This window comes from Flavobacterium sp. (assembly GCF_043779715.1).
GTDB lineage: Bacteria > Bacteroidota > Bacteroidia > Flavobacteriales > Flavobacteriaceae > Flavobacterium.
In genome coordinates, this window is record NZ_JAYWDT010000202.1 from 1 (window position 1) to 14847 (window position 14847).

The following is a 14847-nucleotide window of genomic DNA, read 5'->3' on the forward strand; positions in this document are numbered from 1 at the left end:
GTTCAAATTTTAAACTTTACCTGTTCAATAAATAATAGTTAACGTGTTCATATTTTGATAAATAACAGCCCTTTTTTAGAAGTATTTTTTGTAAATTTACAGTCATCTACACAGCTGAAAAACTGTAAAAATTTGAAGGGGTACATGTAGGGGCACTTGAAAAAATAAAATATATAGAACACTATATATCAACCACATAGCAAAGAGAAACAATTCCCTCTTTCTCCGCTGGTTAATTCAAAAAGCCAACTAAAACCCTTTAAATCGTATGATTTAGAGGGTTTTTCATTTTAAGACCTATCCAAAATATTCATTAATGCGTGTCCCTAAGGGGGTAAATTCGGGCACCTTAAAACTCAAAACATTTGTGTAACCAATTTTTATCTAAGGCTGCAATGCACAAGGCTTTTGAACATATTTGATAACATGTTCATTTGTTGAACAGCTGCAAGTTTAATACCCTGTTTACTATTCAAACATCTTGGGTTAAAGTCTTTTTAGAATTAAATTTAGATTTAGCTAAAAGGTTACCGCAATGAAAACAAAAGTATCTATTCTCGTTTACGCAAATAGAGCCAAAGCTAGTGTAAACGGTCTAGTATCGATGTACATAAGAATTACTGTCAATGGCCAAAGAATTGAATTAAGCACAAACAGATTTGTCGAAATTTCAAAATGGTCACAAAAGCTGGCAAAATGAAAGGCAGTTCTGAAGAAGCCCGTTCAATAAATACCCATCTAGACATGTTCAAAATCAAGATTATTGATGTACAAATGGAACTTATCCATAAAAACATCAATATAACTTCTGAGGCACTTAAAAACAGACTGCTCGGTATCTAAGAACGTCAAAGAACCCTTATACCTATTTTTAAAGATCATATTAACAAAATCAAAGAATTAGTTGGAAAAGAATATCCAACTGGAACATTGGAGCGCTAAAATACATCTTTAAAGCACACCACGGAATTCTTGGAATGGAAATACAAAATATCCGATATCGAAATTGCCTGACACACTTTTGCAACGACAGTAATGCTTACAAATGGAGTTCCCATTGAAACTGTCAATAAAATTCTGAAAAATAGCAATTTAAAAACTACCCAACATTATGCAAAAGTTTTGGACAAAAAAGTGAGTGAAGATATGAAGATTTTGAGAGAAAAGTTTTCAATGATATCAATACATAAAGAACAAAAAATAATTTAAGATCATAATTTTATTCAAAAAAGATATTATCAAAAAACCTTGAAACGACTACTACAATAGTTGATTTGGCTATTTTTAAACTTGGAATGTTACTGAAATTTGCATCAAATATTTAAACATAAAAAAAGATGAAAATTATTGTAACAGGTTCTTTAGGGAACATCGGGAAGCCGTTAACAAAGCAGTTAATGCAAAAAGGACATCAAGTAACTGTAATTAGTAGCAATCTTGAAAAGATAAAAACCATTGAAGATTTGGGTGCAATTGCAGCTATTGGGTCATTAGATGATGAAGGCTTTCTTACAGAAACTTTCAAAGGCGCAGATGTAGTTTATACGATGGTTCCACCCAATTACGTTGCTGAAATTGATATTAGAGAATATTATCGTAAAACAGGTATTGTTTACAAGCAAGCCTTGAAAAAATCTGGAGTAAAACGTGTTATAAATTTAAGTAGTTATGGTGCACATTTAGACAAAGGAACAGGAATTATTTTGGGTTCACATTATGTAGAACAAATCCTTAACGAACTATCTGATGTGGAAATAACACATATTCGACCTACTTATTTCTATTATAATTTGCTCAATCTAATCGATATGATAAAAAATTCAGGGATGATTTTTGCCAATTATGGAGGTGCGAAAAGTTTTGAAATGGTATCCCCGATCGATATTGCTGATGCAATTGTAAATGAAATTGAGATACCATCCACACATCGAAAAGTTAGGTATGTATCAAGTGATGAACTTTCAGGAAACGAAATTGCAAGTATTTTGGGTGCTAAAATAGGCAAACCTGATTTAAAGTGGATTGTCGTTTCTGATGATGAAACACGCAAAGGTTTTTTAGACAGCGATTTTCCTGAACTTCTTTCAAATAATTATGTTGAAATGTTTTCAAGTCTGAACAGCGGTAAATTAGCAGAGGATTATAAATTGAATAAACCAACAGTTTTAGGGAAAGTAAAATTTTCAGATTTTGTAAATGATTTTGTAACCGCCTATAATTCATAATAAATATTTATTTTTGAGCAATGAAAAGCAATCCAATTCATAGATTTAAAACCATTAGCGAGTACCATCGACAAAGGGGTTTATCACAACCAGAACATCCGTTGATTAGTTTGATCAATTTTGAAGAAATGCAGTATTTGGGAGAAGATAGTCCCGTGAGCTGGTCTATGGATTTTTATTCCATTGCATTAAAAAGAAATATTAATGGGAAAATTAAGTATGGTCAACAAAAATACGATTTCGATGAAGGCGTTTTGTTTTTCATTGCTCCAGGACAAATTTTCAGTATAGAAGTTGAGATAAATAAAGTTTTAGAAATATCAGGATGGATGTTACTTGTCCATCCTGATTTTTTATGGGGAACAAGTTTGGTCCAAAAAATAAAAAAATATGACTATTTTGATTATTCCATTAATGAAGCTTTGTTTCTTTCTGAAAAAGAAGAAACAAGTTTAATAAACATTTTGCAAAATATCAAACAAGAATACCAATCTAATATTGATAAGTTCAGTCAAGATTTAATTATTGCACAATTGGAATTGTTTTTAAAATATGCTGATAGATTTTACAACCGTCAGTTTTTAACTAGAAAAATAAGCAATCATCAATATTTAAATCGGTTGGAAGACTTATTAGACAATTATTTTGAAATGGATGATGTAAATGTTAAAAGTTTACCTACTGTAAATACAATTGCTGAAAATCTAAATGTATCACCCAATTATTTGAGTTCAATGCTCAAAGTTTTGACTGGGCAAACTACTCAACAGCACATTCACAATAAATTAATAGAAAAAGCAAAAGAGAAATTATCAACCACAAATTTTACTGTTTCAGAAATTGCTTTTCAATTGGGTTTTGAACATTCGCCATCATTCAGCAAATTGTTTAAAGCAAAAACAAATTTATCTCCTTTAGATTTTAGAAATTCTTTTAATTAAAAATTTGAGTTTATAAAAAAATTCTACATCATTCAAATTTAAATTGATGGGATTAATCGCAAATAAAAAATAAATTATTTTAAAAATATCTTAAATTCATAAATTATAAGTTATACAAAATTGACCAATACAACACCGAGAAAACAATTGAAATTGCTGAAAGTTTCAAAAACATAATAGAAAATTTAGGTGAAGATACAAACAGGGAAGGTCTAGAGAAAACGCCTGAAAGAGTTGCTAAAGCATTCCAGTTTTTAGCACACGGATATGAATTGGATCATTTAGAAATTTTGAAATCGGCATTGTTTACAGAAGATCATAAGCAAATGATTGTAGTGAAGAATATCGAAGTCTATTCTATGTGCGAACACCATATGTTACCATTTTTTGGAAAAGCACACGTAGCCTATATTCCCAATGGTAAAATAGTTGGATTAAGTATAATCCCAAGAATTATTCAGGCTTTTGCTAGAAGGCTGCAAGTGCAAGAACGATTGACAGACCAAATTAAAGATTGTATTCAGGAGGCTTTAGAACCACTTGGCGTAGCTGTAGTTATTGAATGCCAACATATGTGTATGCAAATGCGTGGCATTCAAAAACAAAATAGCGTAACAACAACCTCTTCTTTCACTGGAGCATTTGAAAAAGATAAAACCAGAAAAGAATTTATTAGTCTAATCTCTAACAAGTTCAGTTAATTATCTAACAACATACTTTAATTTCTATAAACTATTAGAACAAAATAAAATTAACAAAATGAAAAAAATAGCATTAATTACAGGAGCAAACAGAAGCATTGGTTTAGAGACCGCAAAACAGCTTTCAAAAAAGGGATTATTTGTCTATTTAGGAACTCGTGACTTTCAAAAAGGCGAAGCAGTCGTAAAAGAATTAAACGAAAATGGATTCGAAAACATCAAAGCCATACAAATAGATGTTACAAATCTAGATACCATTATAGCTGCCAAAAACACCATTGAAAGTGAACAAGGCAAATTGGACATTTTGATAAACAACGCAGGAGTTAGTGGAGGGTTTCCGCAATCAGCAATCGATACAGATATCGCTATTTTTAAAGAAGTATATGATATTAATGTATTTGGGCTAATTCAAGTAACACAAATTTTTATGGATTTGCTAAAAAAATCTGATCAACCACGAATTACCAATTTAACTTCTGGTTTGGGTTCGCTGACATTACATAATGATCCAACTTGGCAATATTATGCTGTAAAAGCAGCTATTTATAACTCATCAAAAGCCGCACTAAATATGTACACCATCACTTTGGCTTATGAATTACGAGAAACTAACTTCAAAGTGAATGTTATTGACCCGGGTTTTACCGCAACTGATTTCAATCATCATACTGGTCGAGGAACTGTAGAAAGTGCAGCAGCATTTGTAGTAAAACATACTTTAACTGATGATAACGCACCAACAGGAAAATATTTCAGCAACGATATAAAAGACGGTACTGAAATAAGTCCTTGGTAAAATAAATATTCATTTTGGATACAACTAACTTCATTTTGGAAACTTTAAAATTTTAGATACTGCGCACCTTTGTACTTCACAAATAACAATAAAAATGAAATACAAAATTTTAGGCAACACAGGATTAAAAGTATCAGCACTTTGTTTAGGAACAATGAATTATGGTGGAAAAGGTTTTTTTGGTTATATGGGAAATTTAGACCAAAACGAAGTCGACGAACAAATTAGAACCGTAACTGAAGCTGGTATAAATTTTATCGACACAGCCAATATTTATTCTGAAGGATTATCCGAGGAAATGATTGGGCAAGCCATAAAAAATCTATCGCTAAATAGAGAAGATTTAGTTTTAGCAACAAAGGTTCGTGGTGCTGTTGGAAAAGGCCAAAATAATTTAGGACTTTCTCGCAAACACATTATTCAAGAAGTGGAAGGAAGTTTAAAACGATTGAAAACAGATTATATCGATTTGTATCAAATTCACACTTCTGATCCATTAACGCCCATTGAAGAAACCATTCGGGTTTTAGACGATTTAGTTCAAAGTGGAAAAATTCGTTATTTTGGAGCAAGTAATGTTTCAGCTTGGCATTTAATGAAAGGCTTAGCCTATTCAGATTACAATGACAGAAATAGATTTGCATCGTTACAAGCCAATTATTCATTAGATACTCGAGATATTGAAAGAGAAATAATTCCTTTATTGACTGATCAAAAAGTAGGTTTAATGGTCTGGAGTCCTTTAAGTGGCGGTTTACTTTCTGGAAAATACAAACGAGATTTACAAGGTGCGAAAGGTAGATTGAATGATTTTCCTTTTCCACCATTCAACGAAGAACGAGCTTACAATATTTTGGATGTTTTATATCCAATTGCAGTAGAAAAACAGGTTTCTGTTGCACAATTGGCATTGGCTTGGTTAATGCACCAGCCAGTAGTTTCAAGTGTTATTATTAGAGCAACTAAACTGCATCAATTGCAAGACAATTTGAAAGCTGTCGCTATTATTTTTACTGCCGATGAGTTAAAGAAATTGGACGAAATCAGTAAATTAGCACCTCAATATCCGGGTAACGTAATCGAAATAATGACTTCTGACAGAAGTGCTGGACTTGATTTTTTAAAAGGTGAAATTTAAAATAGTTGAAACAAAAAGAGAAATTTTATCATTTCTCTTTTTGTTTTTTAAGAACTTTACATAATGAAAAAAGAAGCAATAAATATAAAGACAATCAATTCAGTTTCTGAATTACATCGATTATTGTCTTTACCAAAACCTTCGCATCCTTTGATAACTTTAATAAATCACAGTGATGTTTCAACAATATCAGATGAAAACAAGGAACGATTACTTTTAAATTTTTATAATATTTCAATCAAAAGAAGTTTTCAAGGTCAAATGAAATATGGTAAAAACTATTATGATTTTGACGAAGGCACGATGTCTTTTGTTGCACCAAATCAAGTTATTGTTGTGGATGAAGACGATAACAGAAATAAAGATGGCTGGTCCTTACTATTTCATCCTGATTTAATTAGGAATTATCCATTGGGCAAAACCATTAAGAATTTCGGATTTTTTAATTACGAAGTAAACGAAGCTTTACATCTTTCAGAAGAAGAAGATAAACTAATTGAAAGTTTAGTGCAAAATATCGAAAAAGAATACCAATCAAGAATTGATACTTTTAGTCAAGATGTAATGGTTTCCAATCTCGAATTGTTGTTAAATTATTGCAATCGTTTTTATAACCGACAATTTACTACTCGAAAAATGGCAAATAACGATTTGCTCTCTAAATTCGAAAATTTATTATCTAGTTTCTTTGAAGATAATTCAAAAATGGGCTTGCCAACTGTAACTAATTTAGCAGAACAATTGCATCTTTCGCCAAGTTATTTAAGCGATATGTTACGAACAGTTACAGGACAAAACACCCAACAACACATTCATATTAAATTAATTGAAAAAGCAAAAGATATTTTAACAACGACTAATTTATCTATTAGCGAAATTGCATTCGAGTTAGGTTTTGAATATGCGCAATCATTTAGTAAATTGTTCAAGGCAAAAAGTGGTGTTTCGCCGTTGGAGTATAGAAAGTCGTTTAATTAATCAACCACAATGGAAATTAAAAAAGTAGATCTTAAAGAATATATCAATCTGAATCTGATTCAGTTATTTAATATATTTGAGAAGTTCCGATTAAATACACCTCAAAAACTATAATCGATAATTGAAAAAACAACAATAAATTTTAATTAAAAAAATCAATGTCTATAAGTAAAAAATCAGAATTAATTGGAATGAAAAAGGTAAGTTAAATGGTTGCTTATACTTTAAAAGAAATGCAAAACTATGAATGACTATAGTGGAGTCGGACAATTTTGGTGTCAAAATTCTCAATGATTTTGGAGCTAAATCTGCACCTTATGTTTCTTATGTTATTCTTGGCTGTACTTGCATAAGTGTAAATAATGAATTTGGCACGGCATGCCATTTGACAAAAAAATTCTTACTGAAGGAGATTTAATTAATATTTTCGTTTCAATAGAACTAGACGGGTTTTGGTCGGACAATAGAGGTTCTGTTGCTCTTGGGACAGATATTAGCAAACACCAAAAACTTATTGAGGCTTCAAAGCAAATTTTATACAAGGCAATTCATAATATAAAAGGAGGAATTAGTATCTCTGATATTGGTTATTTAATTGCGACAGAAGTAAAAAAAAGAGGTTTTAAAGCAATAAAAAATCTAACTGGTCACGGTATAGGACGAAGCCTTCACGAAGGACCAAGCGAAATAGCTAATTTTAGAGATAAATATAATCGTACAAGGTTTGAGAAAAATTCAGTAGTTGTTATTGAGACATTTATTTCTACAACTTCCACTTATGCCGAAACATTAAAGGATGATTGGACGATCATAGGAAATAAGGGCGGTTTTATGGCACAGCACGAACATACAATCATAGTTACTGATGGAAAACCAATAGTGCTCACAGAAATGAATGAGATATGGAATTAAAAATCATAAATAAATATTTTGTCTTAAAGACAATTAATTTATCCCTTTCAGAACTTGTATTTCCCTACAATAGAGTCAAAATGTAAGTAACATTAAAATATTAAACACGCTTTTTCTTTAAAGAAAAGTTTGTAAAAATTGTAAATTAATTTTTCTTAAAAAAGTAAATAATCCATTAGTCAGCAGTAATTGCGAAAAAATCCATTTTGACTTAATATCAAAGTAAATCGACATATTCCTTTTGACTACAACAACAGTCATTTTGGCTACGTCTTTTTTATGATAGCAATATAAATTTGTATCATAAAATTAAAACAGTAACAAAAAAATCAATAATGTAGTAGATTCAGGTCCGAATTGAAGTTTGGGAACTGCCGAAAAATTCGCTGAAAATAAATTTTCAGTCTGATTTATTAGCCGAAATGAAGAAAAACTAAAAGAACAAGTGGCAGACTTTAAAGCGAAAGGAATTAAAGCACAATATGCGATTGCAGATGCTTACGACACATTGCAATTACAAAACGCTGTTATCAAATTAACGGCTGCACCCAGAAATGTAGATGTGCTACTATACAATGCGGCTGCAATGAAATATAAAAATAGCATTGATGAAAATACCGAAGATTTAGTTCATGATTTCAAAATTTCAGTTGCAAACGCTTTCCATTGTGTTAAAACACCACATAAACAACTCAAAGAAACAAATGGTACCGAATTATTTACAGGTGGAGGACTTGCTCTTCAACCCAATGTTCAGGTTGGCTCATTATCACTCGGAAAAGTAGCATTAAGAAATCTGACTTTTCAATTGCACGAAGTGCTCAAACAGGATAATATTTATGTAGGCATATTGACTAGCTATAATTCAATTCCAGCAAAAAGTAATATGCATTCGCCAAAAAATCTTGGCAGATAAATTTTGGAAAATGTATGTAAATACAACAGAAATAGAAATACAGTATTGATAAAAATGTTTTTTATTGCTAAAAAAATGTGGAAACAAAAAATCGATACTGAAATAGAAAATGTAATTTCGCGATGGGATGAAACAAAAATAGGAAATGGCGATTTTTGCGTAAGATCGTTTTTACTTCAAAATATGATAATATTATAAATTTAAAAAAGAGTAAAAATCGACACATGAGTATAAAAATAATAGTTCTATCATTTCTAATACTATCAATTTCAAATGTATTAGGACAAAACAAAGCAGTCACACTATCAGGAATCACAAAAGATAAAACCTCAAAAGAGACTTTGCTTTATGTAAATGTACTCTTAAAAAACTCAAAGGGTACCATTTTGATTGCCGGAACTGTTACCAACGAAGAGGGTAGGTTTTCATTTGCGAACGTAGTTCCTGGAAATTACTTTTTAGAGTGTACACTTGTAGGATTTAAAACAAAAACCCAACCTATTTACGTAGGTTCACTTTCTGAATTTCTAGATGAGGGAACCGTTGAGTTAGAAAAAGATGCTACCGTTTTAAGTGAAGTTGTGGTCGTTTCAAAGCAAGAACTTATCAACTCGAAAATGGACAAGAAAACCTTTTCGGTGGCAGATAACATGAGCCAGAGTGGTGGTTCTGTTTTGCAAACAATGCAAAATTTACCTGGTGTTACTGTGCATGACGGGAAAGTACAAATACGAGGCAACGATAAAGTAACCGTATTAATTGATGGAAAACAAACCGCTTTAACAGGATTTGGGAACCAATCGGGATTAGACAATATACCCGCCTCTGCGATAGAAAAAATTGAAATCATTAACAATCCTTCTGCAAAATACGATGCCAACGGAAACGCTGGAATTGTAAATATTATTTACAAGAAAAACAAAAAAGAGGGATTCAATGGTAAAGTGGGGATTACCTCCGGATTGGGTTCACTGTGGGAAAGAAAAGAAAATTTACCAACGATTCGACCACAATACTCCGTAACGCCAAAAATTAATCCTACGCTATCACTTAATTATCGAAAAAACAAAATTAATGCTTTTTTTCAGGGAGATTACCTTTATACAGAAACGCTCAATAAAAATGAGTTTGTAACGCGAACTTACACTGATGGAACTATCATTAATCAACAATCCAAAAGAAATCGAAATACGCATTTCACTACTATAAAAACGGGAATTGATTGGAATATTAACGAACAAAATTCACTTACCGTTTCGGGTTTGTTTGGAACCGAAAAAATAATTGACAACGGAGACCAACCCTTTTTCAATGAAAATTATTCGCAACGATTGCGACTTTGGCAATTTTTGGAAGACGAATTAAAAACCACCGCTATGGTTACTGCGGCATACCAGCATAAGTTTAAACAAGCAGGACGTTTGCTAAATATTGGTTTGAATTACACGTTTCACAGAGAGGATGAAAAATATTTTTTTGATAATATCATGCCAAAGTATACTGGAAAAGATGCTTTCAAATTGTTATCAGATGAGAAAGTAGCCGACTTCAATATTGATTATAGTAAACCCTTAAAATACGGAAGATTTGAAACCGGTTTCAAATTCAGAAAAAGGGATATTCCTACCAATATGCAGTTTTTTCCGGGAGCAAATTCTCCAATAGATAGTGGTGCTGGCGGTCAAGCAACTTACAAAGAAATTATTCCGGCCGTGTATGGAAATTATATTTTTGAAAATAATAAAATTGAAGCAGAAGTAGGTTTGCGTGTGGAATATGTAAATTTGCGATACAATATTAATCCGGATCATAATACCTATAAAAGCGACGGTTACAGCTATGCCCAACCTTTCCCAAATGTGCGATTGGCTTATAAAATTGATGGCAATAATAAAATATCATTATTTTACAACCGTAGAGTAGACAGGCCAAATGAAGTTGATATTAGAATATTTCCAAAATATGATGATGCAGAAATCATAAAGGTTGGGAATCCTGCCCTTCGTCCGCAGTTTACTAATTTATTGGAACTAGGTTATAAAACGAACTTAAAAAAAGGATATTTCTATTCAGCAGCGTACCACCGATTTGCAAATGCTACTATAACTCGAATTGCTTCGACAGTTCCAGACAGTAATTTAATTTATGCAATCTTCCAAAATGCAAATAAAAGTCAGAATACAGGGATTGAAATGGTTCTTTCGCAAGATATTGCAAAATGGTATTCATTTAACTTCAACTTCAACGCGTATCACAATCGAATTAGTGCTTTTACTATTCAAAATTTATATCCACAACTCAATACTTTTTCAGCAGAGAAACAAGATATTTTCTCTGGAAATATAAAGTGGAACAATACCTTGCATGTATCCAAAAAAGTAGATGCCCAAGTAACCGCTATATATTTGGCTCCTGATATTATTCCGCAAGGAAAAATTGCTTCCCGATTTTCTATAGATTTTGGTATAAAAAAATCAGTCCAAAATGGTAAAGGAGAATTCTTCCTGAACGCAACCGACCTTTTCAATACATTGGTAATCAAAAAACAAATTCAAGGTCAGGATTTTAATTACAGTAGCACTGATTATTATGAAACACAGGTAATTCGATTAGGTTATATTTATAAATTTTAATTAAAATGAAAAAAGTACCCGAAATTACTGCCGCATTTTGGATAATGAAAATTTGTGCAACTACTTTAGGTGAAACTGCAGGAGACTTATTTTCAATGACATTAAATATTGGTTATGCCCTTAGTTCATTGCTGTTAATGGGGGTTTTTATTGTTTTACTTCAAATGCAATTGCATGCAAAAAAATACAACCCATTACTCTATTGGTCGGTAATTCTCGCAACAAGTACAGCAGGAACTACAATGTCTGATTTTATGGATCGTACTTTGGGATTGGGTTATGCTGTTGGTTCTTTAATTCTAATTACTTTATTAGTAACTACATTTATCCTATGGAAAAAAACAGAAAAATCAGTATCTGTAACCTAGATAAATTCATTTCGTGGAGAAGTATTTTACTGGATAGCTATTTTATTTTCTAATACTTTGGGTACAGCTTTAGGAGACTTTCTAGCAGATAATTCAGGACTTGGTTTTCTGGGTGGAGCACTCCTAATAGGTAGTGTATTAATTCTGATAATTTTGGCGCACTATTTTCTTAAAGTTTCTGCGATATTATTGTTTTGGTTGGCTTTTGTTTTAACAAGACCATTTGGGGCAACTTTCGGGGATTTACTCACAAAACCACTTGAAAAAGGAGGATTAAATTTTGGAACCATCGGTTCATCACTACTACTATTTGCAATTTTGATGGTTCTCATTACTATTTCGATAATCAAAAATAATGCTATTAAAAAAGCCAATGGGTTGATAAAATCCCAGAATAAAATTAATTTCAAATAAATCATTCCGGATAATGTTATACAGTACTAAAGTCAACATTTCTTCAAAATTGATTTACAACTTTGAATAGTATTAATTTTAAATATAATGGATAAGTCACTTGTAGTTATCGTTCTACGTATATTGTCATTAGTTTCTTTTGAACAAAAACTTAAAGAAAAAGAAGTGCCACAAATCATTAAAAAGGCATAAAACGAAAAATATCCCAAAGCAAATAGGTAAGATGGGTTAAAGAAAAAATTAATTATGAAGCTACTTTTGATGTTAATCAAGTAGATAACTCGTTACTTTTTAATCAAGATGGAACCATTGTTGAAACAGAAGTAGCAATTCAAATTAGTAAACTGAATAAAACTGCTTTAGTTTAAATCAACAAGCATTTTAACCACCAAAAAGTAAAATAATCTGCAAAATATCTAGCCAAAAAGGTGTAATTACTTATGAAGCTGAAATAGCTGGAAAAGTAATTCTTTTTGATGGGAATGGTAATTTCACTAAAATTAATAAAGTTTAGTTAGTTATTAGGAATTCACACTATTTTGCGGATACTTTATTTTTTTTACAAATCAATTTTCCAAATTCCCCCAAATTACTGAACTTAAAAAAACAAAATTTTCAAGGAGATTTTCCTTATTGTTTTGATTGATAACATGGTTTTTAGTTTCACTCAAGAGTAAGAGCAGTTTTTTTTATTTGGTAATTCGGCACACCTGAACTTTCGATTTACGCATTGTATGCAGCAGGAATTACAGGAAAAAACAATTTGAAGGATCGTTCTAAAATATTGGTTACTTCATACATCATAATGTCTGCAACTGTTTTGGGATTAAAATTGTTGACCAAGGTTAAGAACAACTTTATTCAGATAGGACCACAAGTATAAAACTTAATTTCATAATATTTATTTTTTTATTATTTTTCTAACCATTTTCCTTTTACCGTTTTGAATATTTAGAAAATACATACCTGATGAAATGTTATTTATTTGTAAGTCGTTATCAAATAGACCTAAATTTTGAAATGTCTTACTGTAAATATTTCTTCCATTCATATCGATAATTTCTACAGCAATTTCTTCGTTGGTTTCTGGTGTAAAAGATATTTTGAAACTTCCATTATTTGGATTTGGAAATAATGAAAAATCTTTAAATTCAAAATCTTGCTCACCTAACACGTTTGTTGAAAATTGACTAGCAACAGTGTTGTAATAGGCTCTCATTCTAACGACTTGGCCTGCTGTGAACATAAATTTATTACCATCTAATGTATAATCCATATAATTCATTGTTAACGATTTTGTACCGGGTACACATCCAGCGACACTTCCTGGTTCAGGCCACATTGATGACATTTGACATTGCGGGGTGTCGTCAACATCATCTGTATTTCCTCGCGAACAATCAGTAATTGTACCATCTTTCCCAAAAGTATGATGTACACTTAAATAATGTGCTACCTCGTGAATAGCTGTTCCTCCTAAATGCCATCCAAAGTAAGGCTCAAATCCTGTTCCACAGCCAGCACCAGATCCGAAACAATTATTTTTTAGTACAATCAAATTGCCTTCGTCAGGAGTGCCACCTGTATAATATCCTGATCCAAGATTAGTATCTCTGCAAACAATATTCAAATAGCCTTTCCATTGAATGTCTCTGTGATCACCATTTTGAATATATAGAAAATTAGTTCCAAATGTTATTGCTGCCTGTCCATTGGTCAGCCCTGTTCCCGCAGGATGATTTTTGGTTGCTATTATAAATTTTATATTTGGATTACCCAAGTTAGTTCCTGGATAAAAGGCTTGTACTTGGGGCGTCCACAGCGCAATGTCTGGGTTTGTTGCGCTAAAAGCGGCATTTAAAATATCGATCTGATTTTGTATCAATAGCTTTAAACATTCTTTAATTGGTGAATTTGCAGTAATTTCGGGAAAATGAACCGCCACCGGAATAATAATTGTTGCGTTGGTATTTCTAGCCGCTTCATTTTGTGGATCTTGAAGTTTTGCTAATTCAATATTAAATTTTTTTTGAAAATCTAAATGTTTTTGTTTTGCAACTGGATCAGACATCATTTTTTGCATTTGCGCATCGGTTCCGCAAGTTCTTTGTTGTGAAAATCCCAATTGAAATAGGAGTAAAGCGATGATTAATTTTAATTTCATAATTTGATTATTAATTGGTTGACAATTCTGCTTTATTTTTTTGACTTTTTGTAAATCTTTTTTATTCTACAAGAATTCTTCTCACCATTTTATTTTCACCGTTCTGTATAGTTACAAAATATACTCCAGATGAAATCGATTTTATTTGTGATTCTTCATCAAACATACCAGTATTTTGAAATGTTTTATTATGAATGTTTTTTCCACTGATGTCATTTATTGTGATTTTAATTTCGTCGTTGGTTTTTGGCTTAAATGATATTTTGAAACTTCCATTATTTGGGTTTGGATATAGTACAAAATTTTCAAATTCGAAATCATTTGTTGCTAAATTCGTTGCAATTGCAAACTTTGTAGTATTGACTGCATAAAATATATTACCAACAGATTGCACCATTAACCTGCAATCCAACGAATTAATAGTGTTTGGAATTGTAATCACTTGCAAACCATCGTTGGGTGTATTTGCCAGAAGTGTAATTGTAAATGTTAACCCTTTATCTGTTGATAATAATATATTTACCAACGAAGTATTTATATTATTGGCTGTTGTTCCTGCAACATCCCATGTAATGGTTTGCGATGAGTTTCCCGCCCACGTTATTCCGGTTGTGTTTTGTGATGTTATTACAAATGGCCCTGCGTTGGCATTTACTGT

Annotated in this window: 14 protein-coding genes; 12 read left to right on the forward strand and 2 right to left on the reverse strand. The window is 31.6% G+C overall.

The genetic code is table 11. The annotated features are described in order from the left end of the window. Nucleotides 1-535 precede the first annotated feature (535 nt). The 12 genes from ACH2BG_RS09690 to ACH2BG_RS09745 all read left to right on the forward strand — a co-directional run bounded on the left by ACH2BG_RS09690 (nt 536) and on the right by ACH2BG_RS09745 (nt 12025). The gene (locus tag ACH2BG_RS09690; protein WP_395047491.1) at nt 536-700 is read left to right on the forward strand and encodes an Arm DNA-binding domain-containing protein; all 165 of its coding nucleotides are present in this window, start codon (nt 536-538) and stop codon (nt 698-700) included. A gap of 637 nt (nt 701-1337) precedes the next feature. Next, on the forward strand, nt 1338-2225 hold the full coding sequence (locus tag ACH2BG_RS09695; protein WP_395047492.1) for an NmrA family NAD(P)-binding protein: 888 nt from the start codon (nt 1338-1340) through the stop codon (nt 2223-2225). A gap of 20 nt (nt 2226-2245) precedes the next feature. Then, nucleotides 2246-3166, forward strand: a complete 921-nt coding sequence (locus ACH2BG_RS09700; RefSeq protein ID WP_395047493.1) for a helix-turn-helix domain-containing protein — start codon at nt 2246-2248, stop codon at nt 3164-3166. 98 nt (nt 3167-3264) lie between these two features. Then, nucleotides 3265-3867 (forward strand): GTP cyclohydrolase I FolE, encoded by a 603-nt coding sequence (gene folE, locus ACH2BG_RS09705; RefSeq protein ID WP_395047501.1) that lies wholly within the window; start codon nt 3265-3267, stop codon nt 3865-3867. A gap of 58 nt (nt 3868-3925) precedes the next feature. Then, a complete protein-coding gene (locus tag ACH2BG_RS09710) occupies nt 3926-4666 on the forward strand; it encodes an SDR family NAD(P)-dependent oxidoreductase (RefSeq protein WP_395047494.1) in 741 nt (246 codons plus the stop codon). Between the two features lie 94 nt (nt 4667-4760). Next, nucleotides 4761-5804, forward strand: coding sequence for an aldo/keto reductase (locus ACH2BG_RS09715; RefSeq protein ID WP_395047495.1), 1044 nt, complete (start codon nt 4761-4763; stop codon nt 5802-5804). 63 nt (nt 5805-5867) lie between these two features. Then, nucleotides 5868-6782, forward strand: coding sequence for a helix-turn-helix domain-containing protein (locus ACH2BG_RS09720; RefSeq protein ID WP_395047496.1), 915 nt, complete (start codon nt 5868-5870; stop codon nt 6780-6782). Nucleotides 6783-7160: 378 nt separating this feature from the next. Then, a complete protein-coding gene (locus ACH2BG_RS09725; RefSeq protein WP_395047497.1) occupies nt 7161-7694 on the forward strand; it encodes a M24 family metallopeptidase in 534 nt (177 codons plus the stop codon). Nucleotides 7695-8106: 412 nt separating this feature from the next. After that, on the forward strand, nt 8107-8610 hold the full coding sequence (locus ACH2BG_RS09730; RefSeq protein WP_395047502.1) for an SDR family NAD(P)-dependent oxidoreductase: 504 nt from the start codon (nt 8107-8109) through the stop codon (nt 8608-8610). Between the two features lie 224 nt (nt 8611-8834). Then, nucleotides 8835-11243: an outer membrane beta-barrel protein gene (locus ACH2BG_RS09735; RefSeq protein WP_395047498.1), complete on the forward strand. Its 2409-nt coding sequence runs from the start codon at nt 8835-8837 to the stop codon at nt 11241-11243. Nucleotides 11244-11248: 5 nt separating this feature from the next. Next, complete coding sequence (locus tag ACH2BG_RS09740; protein WP_395047499.1) at nt 11249-11611, forward strand: hypothetical protein; 363 nt, start codon at nt 11249-11251, stop codon at nt 11609-11611. 33 nt (nt 11612-11644) lie between these two features. Beyond that, a complete protein-coding gene (locus tag ACH2BG_RS09745) occupies nt 11645-12025 on the forward strand; it encodes a hypothetical protein (RefSeq protein ID WP_395047503.1) in 381 nt (126 codons plus the stop codon). Between the two features lie 901 nt (nt 12026-12926). Here the strand turns inward: ACH2BG_RS09745 and ACH2BG_RS09750 are convergent. Both ACH2BG_RS09750 and ACH2BG_RS09755 read right to left on the reverse strand, forming a co-directional pair. Further along, nucleotides 12927-14189 carry a zinc-dependent metalloprotease gene (locus ACH2BG_RS09750; RefSeq protein ID WP_309757374.1) on the reverse strand — a complete coding sequence of 421 codons (1263 nt, stop codon included), beginning with the start codon at nt 14187-14189 and terminating at the stop codon, nt 12927-12929. Between the two features lie 61 nt (nt 14190-14250). Next, on the reverse strand, nt 14251-14847 hold a 597-nt coding region (locus ACH2BG_RS09755), incomplete at its 5' end, for a T9SS type A sorting domain-containing protein (protein WP_395047500.1).

Coding starts and splice junctions, on each gene's coding strand:
- ACH2BG_RS09695 (WP_395047492.1), top strand. CDS start 1,338: ATGAAAATTATTGTAACAGGTTCTTTAGGGAACATCGGGAAGCCGTTA.
- ACH2BG_RS09700 (WP_395047493.1), top strand. CDS start 2,246: ATGAAAAGCAATCCAATTCATAGATTTAAAACCATTAGCGAGTACCAT.
- ACH2BG_RS09690 (WP_395047491.1), top strand. CDS start 536: ATGAAAACAAAAGTATCTATTCTCGTTTACGCAAATAGAGCCAAAGCT.
- ACH2BG_RS09725 (WP_395047497.1), top strand. CDS start 7,161: ATGCCATTTGACAAAAAAATTCTTACTGAAGGAGATTTAATTAATATT.
- ACH2BG_RS09715 (WP_395047495.1), top strand. CDS start 4,761: ATGAAATACAAAATTTTAGGCAACACAGGATTAAAAGTATCAGCACTT.
- ACH2BG_RS09750 (WP_309757374.1), bottom strand. CDS start 14,189: ATGAAATTAAAATTAATCATCGCTTTACTCCTATTTCAATTGGGATTT.
- ACH2BG_RS09735 (WP_395047498.1), top strand. CDS start 8,835: ATGAGTATAAAAATAATAGTTCTATCATTTCTAATACTATCAATTTCA.
- ACH2BG_RS09720 (WP_395047496.1), top strand. CDS start 5,868: ATGAAAAAAGAAGCAATAAATATAAAGACAATCAATTCAGTTTCTGAA.
- ACH2BG_RS09740 (WP_395047499.1), top strand. CDS start 11,249: ATGAAAAAAGTACCCGAAATTACTGCCGCATTTTGGATAATGAAAATT.
- ACH2BG_RS09710 (WP_395047494.1), top strand. CDS start 3,926: ATGAAAAAAATAGCATTAATTACAGGAGCAAACAGAAGCATTGGTTTA.